Raw genomic sequence first — 12,412 nt, 5'->3', positions numbered from 1 at the left:
AATGCATGACCACGAGCACCATTTCCCTTCCCGCTTCGCCCTACGCCGAGCGCGTGGCGCAGATCATCTGCAATGGCCTCTATCCGGAAGAAGCCGCCAAAGGCACTACCCTCGCCGACTTCCCGGCCGCAACCCGTCAGAACCTACTGACAATTGCCGAGGCCATCCTTGTCGAAGGGCCGCGCGTGGAGCACCCAGCGCTCCAGTACGCTTGGTGGGTCTCCAGCTCGCCCGTGCTGGACGATCTGGCGCCAGCGCAACTGCTCGCCGGCCAGCCGCTCGACACGTCGACGGGCGCGCCTATCCAAGTCGAAGCGCACCAGGCCGCGCATCTCGAAAAGCCGTGGCGCGCGCGGCTGTCGATGCTGATCTACGCGTTGCAATGGGCCGACCCGCGCAAGGTGATGGCATGACCCAGCGCGAGCACAACGGCCGCGTGACAGCGCCGCACGTCCCCCTCGGCGATGCAGCGGTGGCTGCCGCCTTCTGGCGCGATAAGGAATGGAAGACGTGGGCCGTGGACATCGCGGCAGGCCCGACGAAGAAGCTGACTTACTGCGCGACTTGGTATGCCCGCGCACGCACTGCGGAGACAGCGATTGCCTGCGTGCAGCGCAATCTGATCAGCCGGCCGCCCCGTGGCGCGCGATTCACTGCCCGCCTTGCTGGTCCACGCGAACTGGGCTGCATCCCGACCCCGCAAACACCAACCACGGAGGCCGCATGATGGGGCGACGCGAACGGCGTGTGGCGCTTGTCTGCACGACGGCATTGGCGGCGGCGTGTTCTGTGGTTGCCGCGTGGCTGTCAGCGGCCGGCGCCTGGAATCGTGGCGGCACGCTGAGCGAGCGTGCGCTGATCGCTGCAGTGGCCGTGCTGCTGACGCTGGCTGTCCACCAGTTGCCGGCCGTGCTGGCAGCTGGCAGGCGGTGGCCAGTCGCCGGCTGGGCGCTCTGGTGCGTGTGCCTGGCATCCGTGGTGTGGGGCCATCTCGCCTTCTTCGCGGCGGCCAATGGTCATGCTGGCGATGCCCGCGCGCAACGCCAGATCGAGGCAACCGCATCGGTGCCGATGGAGGCACGGGTGGTGGCGCGTCCCCTCGCCGTAGTCAGTGCCGAACGTGCCACGGTGCGCGGCGATATCGCACGGCTGCAGGCCACGGCCGCCAACTGCCGCAATTGCCCGCTCGCGGCGGCGCGGATCACCGCGCTGCAGCAACGGGTCGAGGCGCTCGACGTGGAAGAACAGGAGGCACGCCGGGCCATCCGACAGGACGATAGCGCCCGTGCCACGGCGCAGAGCCACGCGGCGGGCCTCGACCAGGCGCGAATCGATCCGGCCGCGCGCCTGCTCGGCGCGACCATCGGCGCGCAGGCCGACACGGTGCTGCTGGCCACCCAGTTGGTCGCGGCGATCTGTCTGGAACTGGTGGGCTGTGTGCTGTGGCTACGAGTGGGGTCACTGCGTACCGCCGCCACCGAGGGGCCATTACCCTGCCACGCCCCACTGACACCGGCCGTGACTACGCCTCCGCAGGCCGGTAACGAGACCAGTAGCGGCACCAGTCACGCAGAAGACGACCCCGTCGTGGCCGCAGTACGGCGCGGCGACCTCAAACCGACAGTCGCGGCGATTCGCCAGTTCGTCGGGTGCTCACAGGCCCGCGCCATGACGATTCGCCGCCGGTTACTGGCGAGCGGGATCGCGGCGGATGCACCGGGAGGTGCCGCATGACCGGGCATGCCGAAGGAATCAGCGCCCCCCGCGCTGTCGGCCTGGCGGACGCAGCCGCCCTGCTCGGCGCGCACCCGGAGACGGTGCGGCTCAAGGCCAAGGCCGGGGAATTGCCCGGCCGCAAAGTCGGCAAACGCTGGATGTTCTCAACGATTGCCCTGGAACGTTACCTCGCCGGACAATGGATCCCGCGAGTTGTGCAAGGCGACCAGGCAAAGGAAGGTGAGCCATGTCGCTCTTCAGACGCAAAGGTAGTAACAACTGGTATTACAAGCTGTACCCCCCGGGCGGCGGGCCTCCGGTACAAGGAAGCACTGGCACCGACGACCAAAAGCGGGCGCGGGAGCTGCACGACCGCCTGAAGGTGGATCTGTGGAACCAGGCCAAGCTGGGGGCGCGGCCCCGCTACACATGGAACGATGCGGTGGTGCGGTACGTTGAGGACCGGGCCGGTCTGGCCAGTCTGGACACCAGCAAGATTCACCTGCGCTGGCTCGATGCGCATCTGAATGGCGTGGAGCTGGGCCAGATCGACCGCGACCGCGTGGATGCGATTGCTCGCGCAAAACGGGCAGAGCGCCGCACGGTGCGGACGAAGCAGGGCCTCAAGGAGCTGGAAGCCACGGTGAGCGCCGGCACGGTGCGCCGCGTGATCGGCGTGCTGACGGCAGTGCTCAACGCCGCGGTGGAGTGTGGGTGGCTCGACAGCGCGCCCAAGCGCAAACGCGCGAAGGTGGCCAGCAAGCGGATCCGCTGGCTGACCGCCGCCGAGGCGGAGCGCCTGCTGGCCGAGCTGCCCGAGCATCTGGCGGACATGGCTCGCTTCAGCCTCGAAACGGGGCTGCGGCGGGCCAACGTGACCGGGCTGCAGTGGTCGCAGGTGGATCTGGCGCGACGCGTGGCGTGGATCCATCCCGACCAGGCGAAGGCGCGCAAGGCCATCACCGTGCCGCTGTCGGACACGGCGGTGGCCGTGCTGCGCCGGCAGTTGCCGAAGCAGCGCGAGGCCGAGCACGTCGCGGCGGTGTTCGTCTACCGGGGCAAGCCGGTGCACCAGACAAGCACGGCCGCGTGGGGCAAGGCGCTGGACCGTGCGCGGATCCGGGACTTCCGCTGGCATGATCTGCGGCACACCTGGGCGAGCTGGCACGTGCAACGGGGCACGCCGCTGCAGGTGCTCAAGGAGCTGGGCGGCTGGGAAACGATGGAGATGGTGCAGCGGTATGCGCACCTGTCGGCGGATCACCTGGCGCAGTGGGTGGCGCCGCTGACGGCCGTGCCGGCGCCGAAGTTAGCTGCAGTTTAGCTACAGTCGCCCTTCGCGGCGGTGGGGGGAGAAGCGGGAAACCCTTGTGGGGATTGGCGCGCCCGGCTGGGATCGAACCAGCAACCCCTGCCTTCGGAGGGCAGTACTCTATCCATTGAGCTACGGGCGCGATGTGAGCTGCGTTGACAACGGCGGACGCCGTCGTCGGAAAGTCGCATAGGATACCCGAGTTGTCCGTGGACGTCCATGCGGGATGGGCCGGGGCTGGCCGAATCGGGGTTTCCACAGGTCTCTGAGCCGTCGCATTTGGCCCCGTGGGCGATATCTTGGGTCTATAATCGGCACCTATTTGCGTCGTACCAGAGACGTAGCGGGGTGGGAGACAGCCCCGGGCGCAATGACCGACAGATTCATCCCCGAAAACAGGGCCAGACAAGCAAGCCGCCCCCACGTGCTGTGCACCAGGTTTCCCGCAAAATCGAGAGTTCTGTATGAGTGACGTCCATCAAAACGACCACCACGAGTCGCCAATCAAGACCCCTAAGCAACTTATTGCCGTTGTGATCGCCGCCTTTCTGGTGCCGATCATCGTCATCATCCTGCTTGTCAATTTTGTCGGACACGGCACCCTCGAAGGCGCCGGCTCCACGCAAAGCGCGGAAGCGGTGAACAGCCGCATCGCGCCGGTGGCTTCACTCGAGATCAAGGACCCGAACGCGCCTCGCGTCTTCAAGACGGGCGAACAGGTCTACAAGGAAGTGTGCGCGGCCTGCCACGCCACGGGCGCCGCTGGCGCGCCGAAGTACGGCGTGGCCGGCGACTGGTCGGCCCGTATCGGCCAGGGCTTCGATGGCCTGCTCAAGGCGGTGCTGAACGGCAAGGGTGCGATGCCCGCCCGTGCCGGCACCTCGCCTGACGACCTGAGCGATTACGAACTGTCGCGTGCCGTGGTCTACATGGCCGACGCCGGTGGCGCCAAGTTCCCTGAGCCGGCCGCACCGGCACAAGGCGCTACCGCGCAGGCTGCCGCCCCGGCACCCGAGGCGCCGGCAGCTGCGGCGGCACCGGCCGCAGCAGCCCCCGCCGCAGCGGCTCCCGCTCCGGCAGCCGCCACAACCGCTGCCGCGCCGGCCGCGGCTTCGGCTGAAACGGGCAAGAAAGTCTACGAACAGGTTTGCGCCGCTTGTCACGCTGCTGGCGTGGCGGGTGCGCCGAAGTTCGGCGACAAGGCTGCCTGGGCACCGCGTCTCAAGGAAGGCATGGACGCCGTGCACAACTTCGCTCTCAAGGGCAAGGGCGTGATGCCACCCAAGGGCGGCTACGCGGGTCCGGATGCGGACGTGATTGCAGCGTCGGACTACATGGCGAACGCGGCGAAGTAATTCCCGCAGACGCTCAGCAAAAAGCCCGCGATGATTCGCGGGCTTTTTTGTTTCTTGCTTTTGCTTCTTGCCGATGTTTCTTACAGATCGTCCGCGGCTTCAGACCACGCGCGAGTAGCGCACCAGTGGAATCACCTTTGCGTCATTCGATGCTGGAGCGGGCTGCGGCCGGCTGGCATCTTCGCGCAGGTAACGGTCGAACACCATTGCCACGCGCCGTACCAGCAGGCGGCCAAGCGTCGTGATCTCGATCCGCTCCGGCGTACGGTGCACCAGGTGATCCGCCGCCAGCTTGTCCAGGTCGGCAAGTTCGGCGGCAAAAGTCGTGGCGAAGTCGATGCCGTATTCCGCTTCGACGGCAGCGATGTCGAGTGTGCCGTTGCACATCAAGGCGCCGATGATGGCTTTGCGCAGATGATCGTCGGCGGACATCTCGAGTCCGCGCACGATCGGCAGACGGCTGGCGTCGATGGCGCTGTAGTACGCATCCGTGGTGCGGGCGTTCTGCACATAGTGGCCAGCAACCGCGCCAATCGCCGATACCCCGAGACCGATCTGGTCATAACCCGCATGCGTGGCATAGCCCTGGAAATTGCGCTGTAGCCGGCCTTCGCGCTGAGCGATGGCCAGGTCATCGTCGGGCAAGGCAAAGTGATCCATGCCGATGTAGACGTAGCCAGCGGCGGTCAGCCGTTCGATCGTCGACACCAGGATGTCGAGCTTCTCCGCCGCCGGCGGCAGTGTTGCGGCATCGATACGGCGTTGCGGCTTGAACACATGCGGCAGATGCGCGTAGCTGTAGACCGACAACCGATCCGGACGAAGCTCCAGCACGCGCTCGATCGTCGCGCCAAATCGCGCCGTGGTCTGGTGCGGCAGTCCGTAGATCAGATCCACGCTGACCGACTGAAAACCCAGGCGCCGCGCAGCCAGCACGACATTGCGCGTCTCTTCATACGATTGCACGCGATGGACGGCCTGCTGAACCTCCGGGTCGAAATCCTGCACACCGAGGCTGATCCGGTTGAAGCCGAGTTCGGCCAGCAGGTCCATGCGCTCGTCCGTCACGCGGCGCGGATCAATTTCAATCGAGTGCTCGCCTTCGGGCAGCAATACGAAATGCTCGTGCAGCGCCGCCATGACGCGACGCATTTCATCGGGATCGAGGAAGGTTGGCGTGCCGCCACCCCAATGCGACTGCATCACGGCGCGACGCTCGCCAAGCCGTGCCGCCACCATCGCCATCTCACGCGAGAGGTAATCCACATACTGCGCGCTACGGCTGTGGTCCTTGGTGATGATCTTGTTGCAGCCGCAGTAGTAGCAGATGTTCTCGCAGAACGGGATGTGCAGATAAAGCGATAGCGGCGCTGGTGTGTCGGCGCGACAGGCCTGCAACGCGCGCAGATAGCCAGCATCGCCCACTTCGTTGTGAAAGCGGTCGGCGGTGGGATAAGAGGTATAGCGCGGGCCGTTGCCATCGATACGGCCGGCCAGGCTGCGGAAATCGGCAAGTGCGCGGCGGTCGAACGCGGTGCCGGCGACGTCGGAATTGGGGGCGAACATGCGGGGACTCGATTTGTTGGCGTGGGTGACGACCGATGCTATGCCTCGCGCGGTAGTGAAACTTTGACGCCAATCAAAATCACGGCAACCGTACGCCTGCCAGCCCCGCGAAGGCGGGGGCTGCAAGTCTGGTGAAAGTCACGGAAGCGTCATGAAGGGCCGATAGTCTCGGCCCCGGCTCCACGTCGTCCCGCCCGTTTCCGCTGCCTGCAGCGCTTTCTGCGTTCCACCCGACTACCTTCACTGCCATGCGCCCAGCCTTGCCGCAGTCGATCCCCACTTGTGCGCCCGCGTTCGCGGGCCGCCGTCGCGCCCTGCGGATGCTCGGCGCACTCTCTTCCGCCGCCATGTTGCCCGCCTTTGCACAGCCGGCTGGCCAGGTGCTTCGCCGGCAGCTCGTCGTCGGCCACCTGGTTGACCGGGTTGGCCCGCAGGCCGATCAGGCACGCGACTATCTGGCAGGCGCCAAAGTGATGTTCGATGCCTTCAATGCATCGCCGGCCAGCAATGGTGGCCTGCGCGTCGTGCACGTTGTGCGCGATGCCGACGCATCGAACCCGCGCGCCGCCGCCGCGCAGGCCACGGCGCTGGCTGACAACGAGCGTGCCGAAGTGTTGTTCGGGCCGGGCGACAGCCTGCTGCCCACGCTGGCCAATTCGCCCGAGCTGACCCGGCGCGGCGTGCAGATCGTGGCGCCGCTGTCGGGGCTGGCGTTGGCTGCGGACAACGTGTGGTTCACCCGCGCCGACTACCAGGCCGAACTCGATGCCGCGGTTCACCAGTTGCGCAGCTACGGGCTGGGCGGCATTGCGCTGGCGGTATCGCCGGACTTTGCGGCAGGCACGCTCGGCGTCGGCACGCCCTGGCTGGCGCGGCTTGAAAAGGACATGTCGACGCGCGCCGTGGTGCTGACCGGCAACCTGGAGGAAGGCGCGCGGCGTATCGCATCGTCCCGTCCTGGCGCCGTGATCGTGGCGGGCGATACGCTGGCCTACGGCAGTCTTGGCCGCGCGCTGGCGGCGCAAAACTGGTACGGCTTTCTGGTGGGACTATCGGCGGTGAGTCCGTCGGCCGCGCGCGAAATTCTCGGCACCAACTATGCGGGCGGCATGGTCGTCACGCAAATTGCGCCGGGACCGCAGGAATCGACACTACGTGTGGTGAAGGAACACGTCGCACGCATGAAGCAGTATCTCGACGAGCCACCCTCGCCCGCCACGCTAGCGGGCTACATCGGCGCGGCGTGGCTGGTGCGCTCGGCCGTGGGAATGAAGACATCGGGTACGGCCGAATTACGCCGCGCGCTTCAGGCACGTATCGACGTAGGCGATTTCACGCTGGACTTCACGCGCGGGCTGCGGGGGTCCCAGTACGTGCAACTGGCGGCGATCGGCAAGAGCGGCCTGCCGCAGCGAGCATGACAGCGCGCCGCGCCGCCTATCTCAGGCGCGCGGCAGCGTGATGCTTACGCGCAGGCCACCCTCGAGGCGATTGGACAGCTTCAGCTCGCCGCCGTGGCGCGCCACGATGTCGGCGGCAATCGACAAGCCCATACCCACGCCGCCGGTGGCGCGGCTGCGCGACGATTCCACGCGATAGAACGGCTCCAGCACGCGCTGCAGCTCCGCGGGCGGAATGCCGGGACCGCTATCGCAGACGTCGATCGACACGCGCTCGGGGCTATCGGTCAGGATGATGTGCGCGGCGCCGCCATAGCGGTGCGCGTTCTCCACAAGGTTCACCACCGCGCGCCGGAGTTCGGTCGGATAGGCCAGCAGCGGCGCGGCATCGCCGGACAGCCGCACGTCCTGCCCGATTTCCTGCGCATCGTCGACAACGGCCTGCAGCAAGGCCAGCACGTCCACGCGCTGGCGCGGGCCCGTGGCATCGTCACGCTCGCGCAGGTAGTACAGCGTGGCATCGATCAGGCCGTTCATCTCGGCCAGATCCTGGCGCAGCCGATAGCGCACGTCGTTGTCTTCGACGCGTTCGATGCGCAGGCTCATGCGTGTCAGCGGCGTGCGCAGGTCATGCGAAACCGCGGCCAGAAAACGCGACTGCTGCGCGAGCTGCGTGCGGATGCGCTGCTGCATCAGGTTCAGCGCGTGCGTGGCATCGCGGGCTTCCGCCGGACCGGTGTCTTCATCGAGCGGCGGCGCGTGCACGTCCTGCGCCAGGCGGTTGGCTCCGCTGGCCAGTTGCTGCACTGGCCGCGCCAGCAGGCGGGCGCCCACCCAGGACGCGATCAGGATGGCCGCCAGCTGGAACAGCAACCCCAGATGCGGTGGCCAGATGCCACGGATATGGAATCCCTTTGGCGGCCCCGGCGGCCAATCGCCAGGACGGCGTTCGCGGAACGCTTCGGGACGCAGCGGCGGGCCATCGAAGTCGAACGGTTCATTGCCGCGCATGCCAGGCGGCGGGCCCGGTGGATGGTCGGGCATGAACACGCCTTCGAGCGGGTTGGGCGGCGGGCCGGGCAGCAGCCGGCCGGCGGCTTCGGCTTCGGAGGCGGCCCGGCGCATGCGCTCCATGTAGCGCTCCGATCCCGGGCGTGGAAACACGCTCTCGATCACGGTCACGCCCAGCACGTGCACGGCCAGCATGATGGCGGTCATCACGAAGAACAACCGCATGAACATCGAATTGAACCGGCGGCGCCGGGCCGGTTCGCCGGCGCGCGGGTCCGGACGCACAACCGATGCGCCGTCAGCCGACGGCGGCGTCGCAGCAGCCATGCCGTCAGTGCTCCACGTTGCCGGTGAAGACGTAGCCTTCGCCGCGCACGGTGCGGATCAGCGACGAGTCGCGCGGATCGTCACGCAGCTTCTGGCGCAGGCGCGATACCAGCAGATCGATACTGCGGTCGAACACATCAAGGTCGCGGCCGCGCGCATTGTTGATCAGCATTTCGCGGTCGAGCACCCGGTTCGGGTTCTCGATAAAGGTCAGCAGCAGGCGGAATTCCGCATTGGACAGCGGCACTACGGTCTCTTCGGCATCGACGAGCTGGCGCAGCGTCGCATTCAGGCGCCAGCATCCGAAACGCATCTCGTGACCGCCAGCGGCGGGCGTCGTCCGGCGCACCTCGCCACGGCTGCGGCGCAGCACGGTGTGGATGCGAGCCACCAGCTCGCGCATTTCAAACGGCTTGGTCACGTAGTCGTCCGCGCCCACCTCCAGACCCACCACGCGGTCGGCCAGCTCGGCGCGCGCGGTCAGCATGATCACTGGCAGGTCGCTGCGCTCGCGGATTTCCCGGCACAGCGTCAGGCCGTTCTCGCCCGGCAGCGAGAGATCCAGGATCACAAGGTCGTACTCCTGCGTACCCAGCGCTGCGCGCATTGCCGTGCCACCCTCGGCACCTTCCGCCTCCATACCGAAAGTGGCCAGGTATTCGGCAAGCATGGTGCGGATCTGGGGATCGTCGTCGACGATCAGCAGGCGGATGGGCAGGTTTTGCGACAGGTCCATGTGGTGTGGAAATAAGAAAGACGCGGAAATTCCGAGCGGCCAATGTACCAGCCAGGAGATTACAGGCGATGCCGGCTTTGTATCAAAGTTGATACGTGCGGAAAGGGCCACATGTGGCCTGCCCCGTGCCACGAAGGTGGTGGCGCTGGCGCTGTGTGCCGGCCGGAGAAAAATACGCTCCCGGTGCTGCCGCATCCGGGAGCGTTCAACAGGGAAGAAGCCGGGCTCGCATGCGCCCAGCCGCACCGCAACCGAAGGGCGGGCACGGTGCGTCGCAGGAACGCCGAGACGTTCTCACGCGGTGGCAATCGTAGTAAGGCTGTACTCCGGCGTCTTGTCGGCCTTGTATCAACGTCAGCTTGCGGCAGGCTTGTTGAGCAGCGCCTTCAGGCCGGCGAGCCGATCCTTCGGACTCATGGCAGGCATCGCGTCCTGCGGTGCGGGGCCATCCTCCAGTTTCATCTCGGCGATGAAGCGGGACGGCTCGACCGAATAGGTTTCGCGCGCGCGCTTGCGCTTCTTGCACCAGCTGATCTGCAGGCTGCGTTGCGCGCGCGTGATGCCCACATACATCAGGCGGCGCTCTTCCTCGATCTTGTCGTCGCCAAGGTCTTCGTCCTCGCGGGTGTGGGGCAGGATGCCCTCTTCCACGCCCACCAGGAACACGTGCGGATATTCGAGGCCTTTCGATGCATGCAGCGTCGACAGTCTTACCGCGTCAGGATCTTCCTCGCGGCCTTCGAGCATGCTCATCAGCGCCACGGTCTGCGTCAGTTCCAGCAGGTTCTTGCCTTCGTCGCCAAAACCATCGGCGTTGTCGAAGCCGGTAGCCTCGCCCTCGCCATCCGCTTCGGGTCGCGTGCCCTTGCGCTTGAGCCAGTCCAGGAATTCCAGCGTGTTGGTCCAGCGCGACTGCGCCTGGCGTTCGTCGAACGTGTCGTACAGGTAGGCCTCGTAGTGGATGCCTTCCATCAGATCGTCCAGCACGACGGTCGCTGGGTCCTTGGCGGCACGGTCGGCCAGCCGCACCATCGATTCGCAGAACACACGCAGCGGTTCCAGCTGGCGCGGCTGCAGCTTGGCCTCGATACCGCCCATCATCGCCGCCTCGAACAGCGAAACCTTGGCCTGGCCCGCGAACGTGCCCAGCACTTCGAGCGTGGTATTGCCCACGCCACGGCGCGGCGTGGTAATGGCGCGGATGAATGCGGGATCGTCGTCGGGGTTAGCGATCAGGCGCAGGTAGGCGCAGATGTCCTTGATCTCGGCCTTGTCGAAGAAGCTCTGGCCACCGGACAGCACATAGGGAATCCGCTCGCGCCGCAGGATCTGCTCGAACAGCCGCGCCTGGTGATTGCCGCGATAGAGAATCGCATAGTCTCGAAACTGCGCCCGACGCTCGAACTTGTGCGCGGATAGCCGGAACACCACCGACTCCGCCTCGTGCTCTTCGTCGTTCATCGGATGCACCGCGATCGGATCGCCCATACCATGCTCGGACCACAGCTTCTTGTCGAACAACTTGGGGTTGTTCGCAATCACCGCGTTGGCCGCTTCGAGAATGCGCACGGTCGAGCGATAGTTCTGTTCGAGCTTGACGACCTTGAGGTCCGGGAAATCGGTCTGCAGCAGGCGCAGGTTATCCAGCGTGGCGCCGCGCCAGCCGTAGATGGCCTGGTCGTCGTCGCCCACGGCCGTAAAGGCCGGTGCGCGCAGGTGCGACCCGCCGGCCAGCAGCTTCAGCAACTGGTACTGGCACGCGTTGGTGTCCTGGTATTCGTCCACCAGGAAATAGCGCAGGCGGTTCTGCCATTTCAGCCGCACGGCTTCATCGCGTGCGAACAGCTCGGCGGGCAGCCGGATCAGATCGTCGAAATCCACCGCCTGATACGCGTGCAGCGTGGCCACGTAGTTGCGATAGACCATCGCCGCCTGATGCTCGTCGGCATTGGCGGCCTGCGCCAGCGCGGTCTCCGGATCGACCATGCCGTTCTTCCACAGCGAGATCGTGCCTTGCACGCTGCGGATCAGCTTCTTGTCGGTGGTGGCGAGCTGCTCCTGCACGAGCCCGAAACAGTCGTCCGAATCCATGATCGAGAACTGCGGCTTCAACCCGACATGCTCGGCTTCCATGCGCAAGATTTGCACGCCAAGCGAGTGAAACGTACAAACCGTCAGCTGCTTGAGTGGAATGCGCTTCCCTTCGCGCGTGGTCTTGCCTTCCATCAGCTTGCCGATGCGTTCCTGCATCTCCTTGGCCGCCTTGTTCGTAAAAGTGACGGCGGCGATGTGACGCGGTTCGAACCCCTTGTCCTCAATCAGGTGCGCAATCTTTTGCGTAATCACGCGCGTCTTGCCGGAGCCGGCGCCAGCCAGCACAAGGCAGGGGCCGTCCAGGTAGCGAACCGCTTCGGATTGCGCGGCGTTGAGTCCGTGGGTCATGGGGCAGGGAAACGATGCAGGCGGGATGTATCAAGGCGCACGTGCGACGCGGCGCGCCAAAGGCGTCGATGTTAACACGCGCTTCATGTCTTTCAGCCCGGTGTCGGACAGCGTCCGACAAGCGGCGTTTCAGGCTGGTAACAATCGTAAAGCGGGGGCACGCGGGGCACGGAGCTTGCCTCTTACCTTGCACGACCGCGCGGGTCTCGCGCGTTGCGCGACCGGTTCGGACCACCAGACCAAACACATCGAAACGATGACAAACCATTGAAAAGAAGGAGCCATCATGAAGACGCTTCGCACACTTTCCAAGGTCGCGCTGATTGGTGCCGTGCTGGCTGGCTTTGCCGGCTGCGCGGACATGACCCCGAAACAACGGAACACGGCAATCGGCGCGGGCGCCGGTGCGCTGGGTGGTGCCGTACTGACCGACGGTAGCGCGCTCGGCACGCTGGGCGGCGCCGCGGTGGGTGGCGTGGTCGGCAACGTCGTGACGAAGGACCGCCGCTAATTCGCCGGCCTGGGGGCGAGACCTGCCGTCGGCGTC

At 66.1% G+C, this 12,412-nt stretch carries 12 protein-coding genes and 1 tRNA gene; 8 read left to right on the top strand and 5 right to left on the bottom strand.

All coding sequences use genetic code 11. From position 1 onward, the window contains the following. The first annotated feature begins 5 nt into the window (after positions 1-5). The 5 genes from AC3FLX_RS14540 to AC3FLX_RS14520 are packed head-to-tail and all read left to right on the top strand — an operon-like array spanning position 6 to position 3,040. The gene (locus tag AC3FLX_RS14540) at positions 6-413 is read left to right on the top strand and encodes a hypothetical protein (RefSeq protein WP_488697603.1); all 408 of its coding nucleotides are present in this window, start codon (positions 6-8) and stop codon (positions 411-413) included. Beyond that, positions 410-727 (top strand): hypothetical protein, encoded by a 318-nt coding sequence (locus AC3FLX_RS14535; protein WP_488697601.1) that lies wholly within the window; start codon positions 410-412, stop codon positions 725-727. The genes AC3FLX_RS14540 and AC3FLX_RS14535 overlap by 4 nt, the downstream gene beginning before the upstream one ends. Then, positions 724-1,734: a hypothetical protein gene (locus AC3FLX_RS14530; protein WP_488697599.1), complete on the top strand. Its 1,011-nt coding sequence runs from the start codon at positions 724-726 to the stop codon at positions 1,732-1,734. The genes AC3FLX_RS14535 and AC3FLX_RS14530 overlap by 4 nt, the downstream gene beginning before the upstream one ends. Next, complete coding sequence (locus tag AC3FLX_RS14525) at positions 1,731-2,096, top strand: helix-turn-helix domain-containing protein (RefSeq protein ID WP_488697597.1); 366 nt, start codon at positions 1,731-1,733, stop codon at positions 2,094-2,096. The genes AC3FLX_RS14530 and AC3FLX_RS14525 overlap by 4 nt, the downstream gene beginning before the upstream one ends. Continuing rightward, a complete protein-coding gene (locus AC3FLX_RS14520) occupies positions 2,009-3,040 on the top strand; it encodes a tyrosine-type recombinase/integrase (RefSeq protein ID WP_488697860.1) in 1,032 nt (343 codons plus the stop codon). Before AC3FLX_RS14525 ends, AC3FLX_RS14520 begins: the two co-directional genes overlap by 88 nt. Positions 3,041-3,094: 54 nt before the next feature. On the opposite strand, the gene AC3FLX_RS14515 is transcribed toward AC3FLX_RS14520, so the two are convergent. Next, positions 3,095-3,170 (bottom strand) — tRNA-Arg (locus AC3FLX_RS14515). 322 nt (positions 3,171-3,492) lie between these two features. On the opposite strand from AC3FLX_RS14515, the gene AC3FLX_RS14510 reads away from it, so the two are divergent. After that, a complete protein-coding gene (locus tag AC3FLX_RS14510; protein ID WP_488697595.1) occupies positions 3,493-4,383 on the top strand; it encodes a c-type cytochrome in 891 nt (296 codons plus the stop codon). Positions 4,384-4,482: 99 nt separating this feature from the next. Here AC3FLX_RS14510 and hemN read toward each other — a convergent pair whose 3' ends face one another. Next, the gene (hemN, locus tag AC3FLX_RS14505; RefSeq protein WP_488697593.1) at positions 4,483-5,949 is read right to left on the bottom strand and encodes an oxygen-independent coproporphyrinogen III oxidase; all 1,467 of its coding nucleotides are present in this window, start codon (positions 5,947-5,949) and stop codon (positions 4,483-4,485) included. A gap of 248 nt (positions 5,950-6,197) precedes the next feature. Here hemN and AC3FLX_RS14500 point away from each other — a divergent pair, with 248 nt between their 5' ends. Beyond that, the gene (locus tag AC3FLX_RS14500) at positions 6,198-7,370 is read left to right on the top strand and encodes an ABC transporter substrate-binding protein (RefSeq protein ID WP_488697591.1); all 1,173 of its coding nucleotides are present in this window, start codon (positions 6,198-6,200) and stop codon (positions 7,368-7,370) included. 21 nt (positions 7,371-7,391) lie between these two features. Here the strand turns inward: AC3FLX_RS14500 and AC3FLX_RS14495 are convergent, their stop codons facing one another. From AC3FLX_RS14495 to AC3FLX_RS14485, 3 genes are all read right to left on the bottom strand, one after another. After that, positions 7,392-8,687, bottom strand: coding sequence for an ATP-binding protein (locus tag AC3FLX_RS14495; protein ID WP_488697590.1), 1,296 nt, complete (start codon positions 8,685-8,687; stop codon positions 7,392-7,394). A gap of 4 nt (positions 8,688-8,691) precedes the next feature. Beyond that, on the bottom strand, positions 8,692-9,423 hold the full coding sequence (locus AC3FLX_RS14490; RefSeq protein ID WP_488697588.1) for a response regulator: 732 nt from the start codon (positions 9,421-9,423) through the stop codon (positions 8,692-8,694). Between the two features lie 354 nt (positions 9,424-9,777). Continuing rightward, complete coding sequence (locus AC3FLX_RS14485; protein ID WP_488697586.1) at positions 9,778-11,865, bottom strand: UvrD-helicase domain-containing protein; 2,088 nt, start codon at positions 11,863-11,865, stop codon at positions 9,778-9,780. Positions 11,866-12,151: 286 nt separating this feature from the next. Here AC3FLX_RS14485 and AC3FLX_RS14480 point away from each other — a divergent pair, with 286 nt between their 5' ends. Beyond that, positions 12,152-12,376, top strand: a complete 225-nt coding sequence (locus tag AC3FLX_RS14480) for a YMGG-like glycine zipper-containing protein (protein WP_488697584.1) — start codon at positions 12,152-12,154, stop codon at positions 12,374-12,376. Positions 12,377-12,412: the final 36 nt, after the last annotated feature.

This window comes from Cupriavidus sp. 291-E7 (assembly GCF_057798835.1).
The sequence above is the reverse complement of the archived record's forward strand: the minus strand, read 5'-3'. Positions and strand labels throughout refer to the sequence as shown.

Excerpts from the sequence above, each read along its gene's own strand:
- AC3FLX_RS14480 (WP_488697584.1), top strand. The coding sequence starts at position 12,152 with ATGAAGACGCTTCGCACACTTTCCAAGGTCGCGCTGATTGGTGCCGTG.
- AC3FLX_RS14535 (WP_488697601.1), top strand. The coding sequence starts at position 410 with ATGACCCAGCGCGAGCACAACGGCCGCGTGACAGCGCCGCACGTCCCC.
- AC3FLX_RS14530 (WP_488697599.1), top strand. The coding sequence starts at position 724 with ATGATGGGGCGACGCGAACGGCGTGTGGCGCTTGTCTGCACGACGGCA.
- AC3FLX_RS14540 (WP_488697603.1), top strand. The coding sequence starts at position 6 with ATGACCACGAGCACCATTTCCCTTCCCGCTTCGCCCTACGCCGAGCGC.
- AC3FLX_RS14490 (WP_488697588.1), bottom strand. The coding sequence starts at position 9,423 with ATGGACCTGTCGCAAAACCTGCCCATCCGCCTGCTGATCGTCGACGAC.
- hemN (WP_488697593.1), bottom strand. The coding sequence starts at position 5,949 with ATGTTCGCCCCCAATTCCGACGTCGCCGGCACCGCGTTCGACCGCCGC.
- AC3FLX_RS14510 (WP_488697595.1), top strand. The coding sequence starts at position 3,493 with ATGAGTGACGTCCATCAAAACGACCACCACGAGTCGCCAATCAAGACC.
- AC3FLX_RS14495 (WP_488697590.1), bottom strand. The coding sequence starts at position 8,687 with ATGGCTGCTGCGACGCCGCCGTCGGCTGACGGCGCATCGGTTGTGCGT.
- AC3FLX_RS14500 (WP_488697591.1), top strand. The coding sequence starts at position 6,198 with ATGCGCCCAGCCTTGCCGCAGTCGATCCCCACTTGTGCGCCCGCGTTC.
- AC3FLX_RS14525 (WP_488697597.1), top strand. The coding sequence starts at position 1,731 with ATGACCGGGCATGCCGAAGGAATCAGCGCCCCCCGCGCTGTCGGCCTG.
- AC3FLX_RS14485 (WP_488697586.1), bottom strand. The coding sequence starts at position 11,865 with ATGACCCACGGACTCAACGCCGCGCAATCCGAAGCGGTTCGCTACCTG.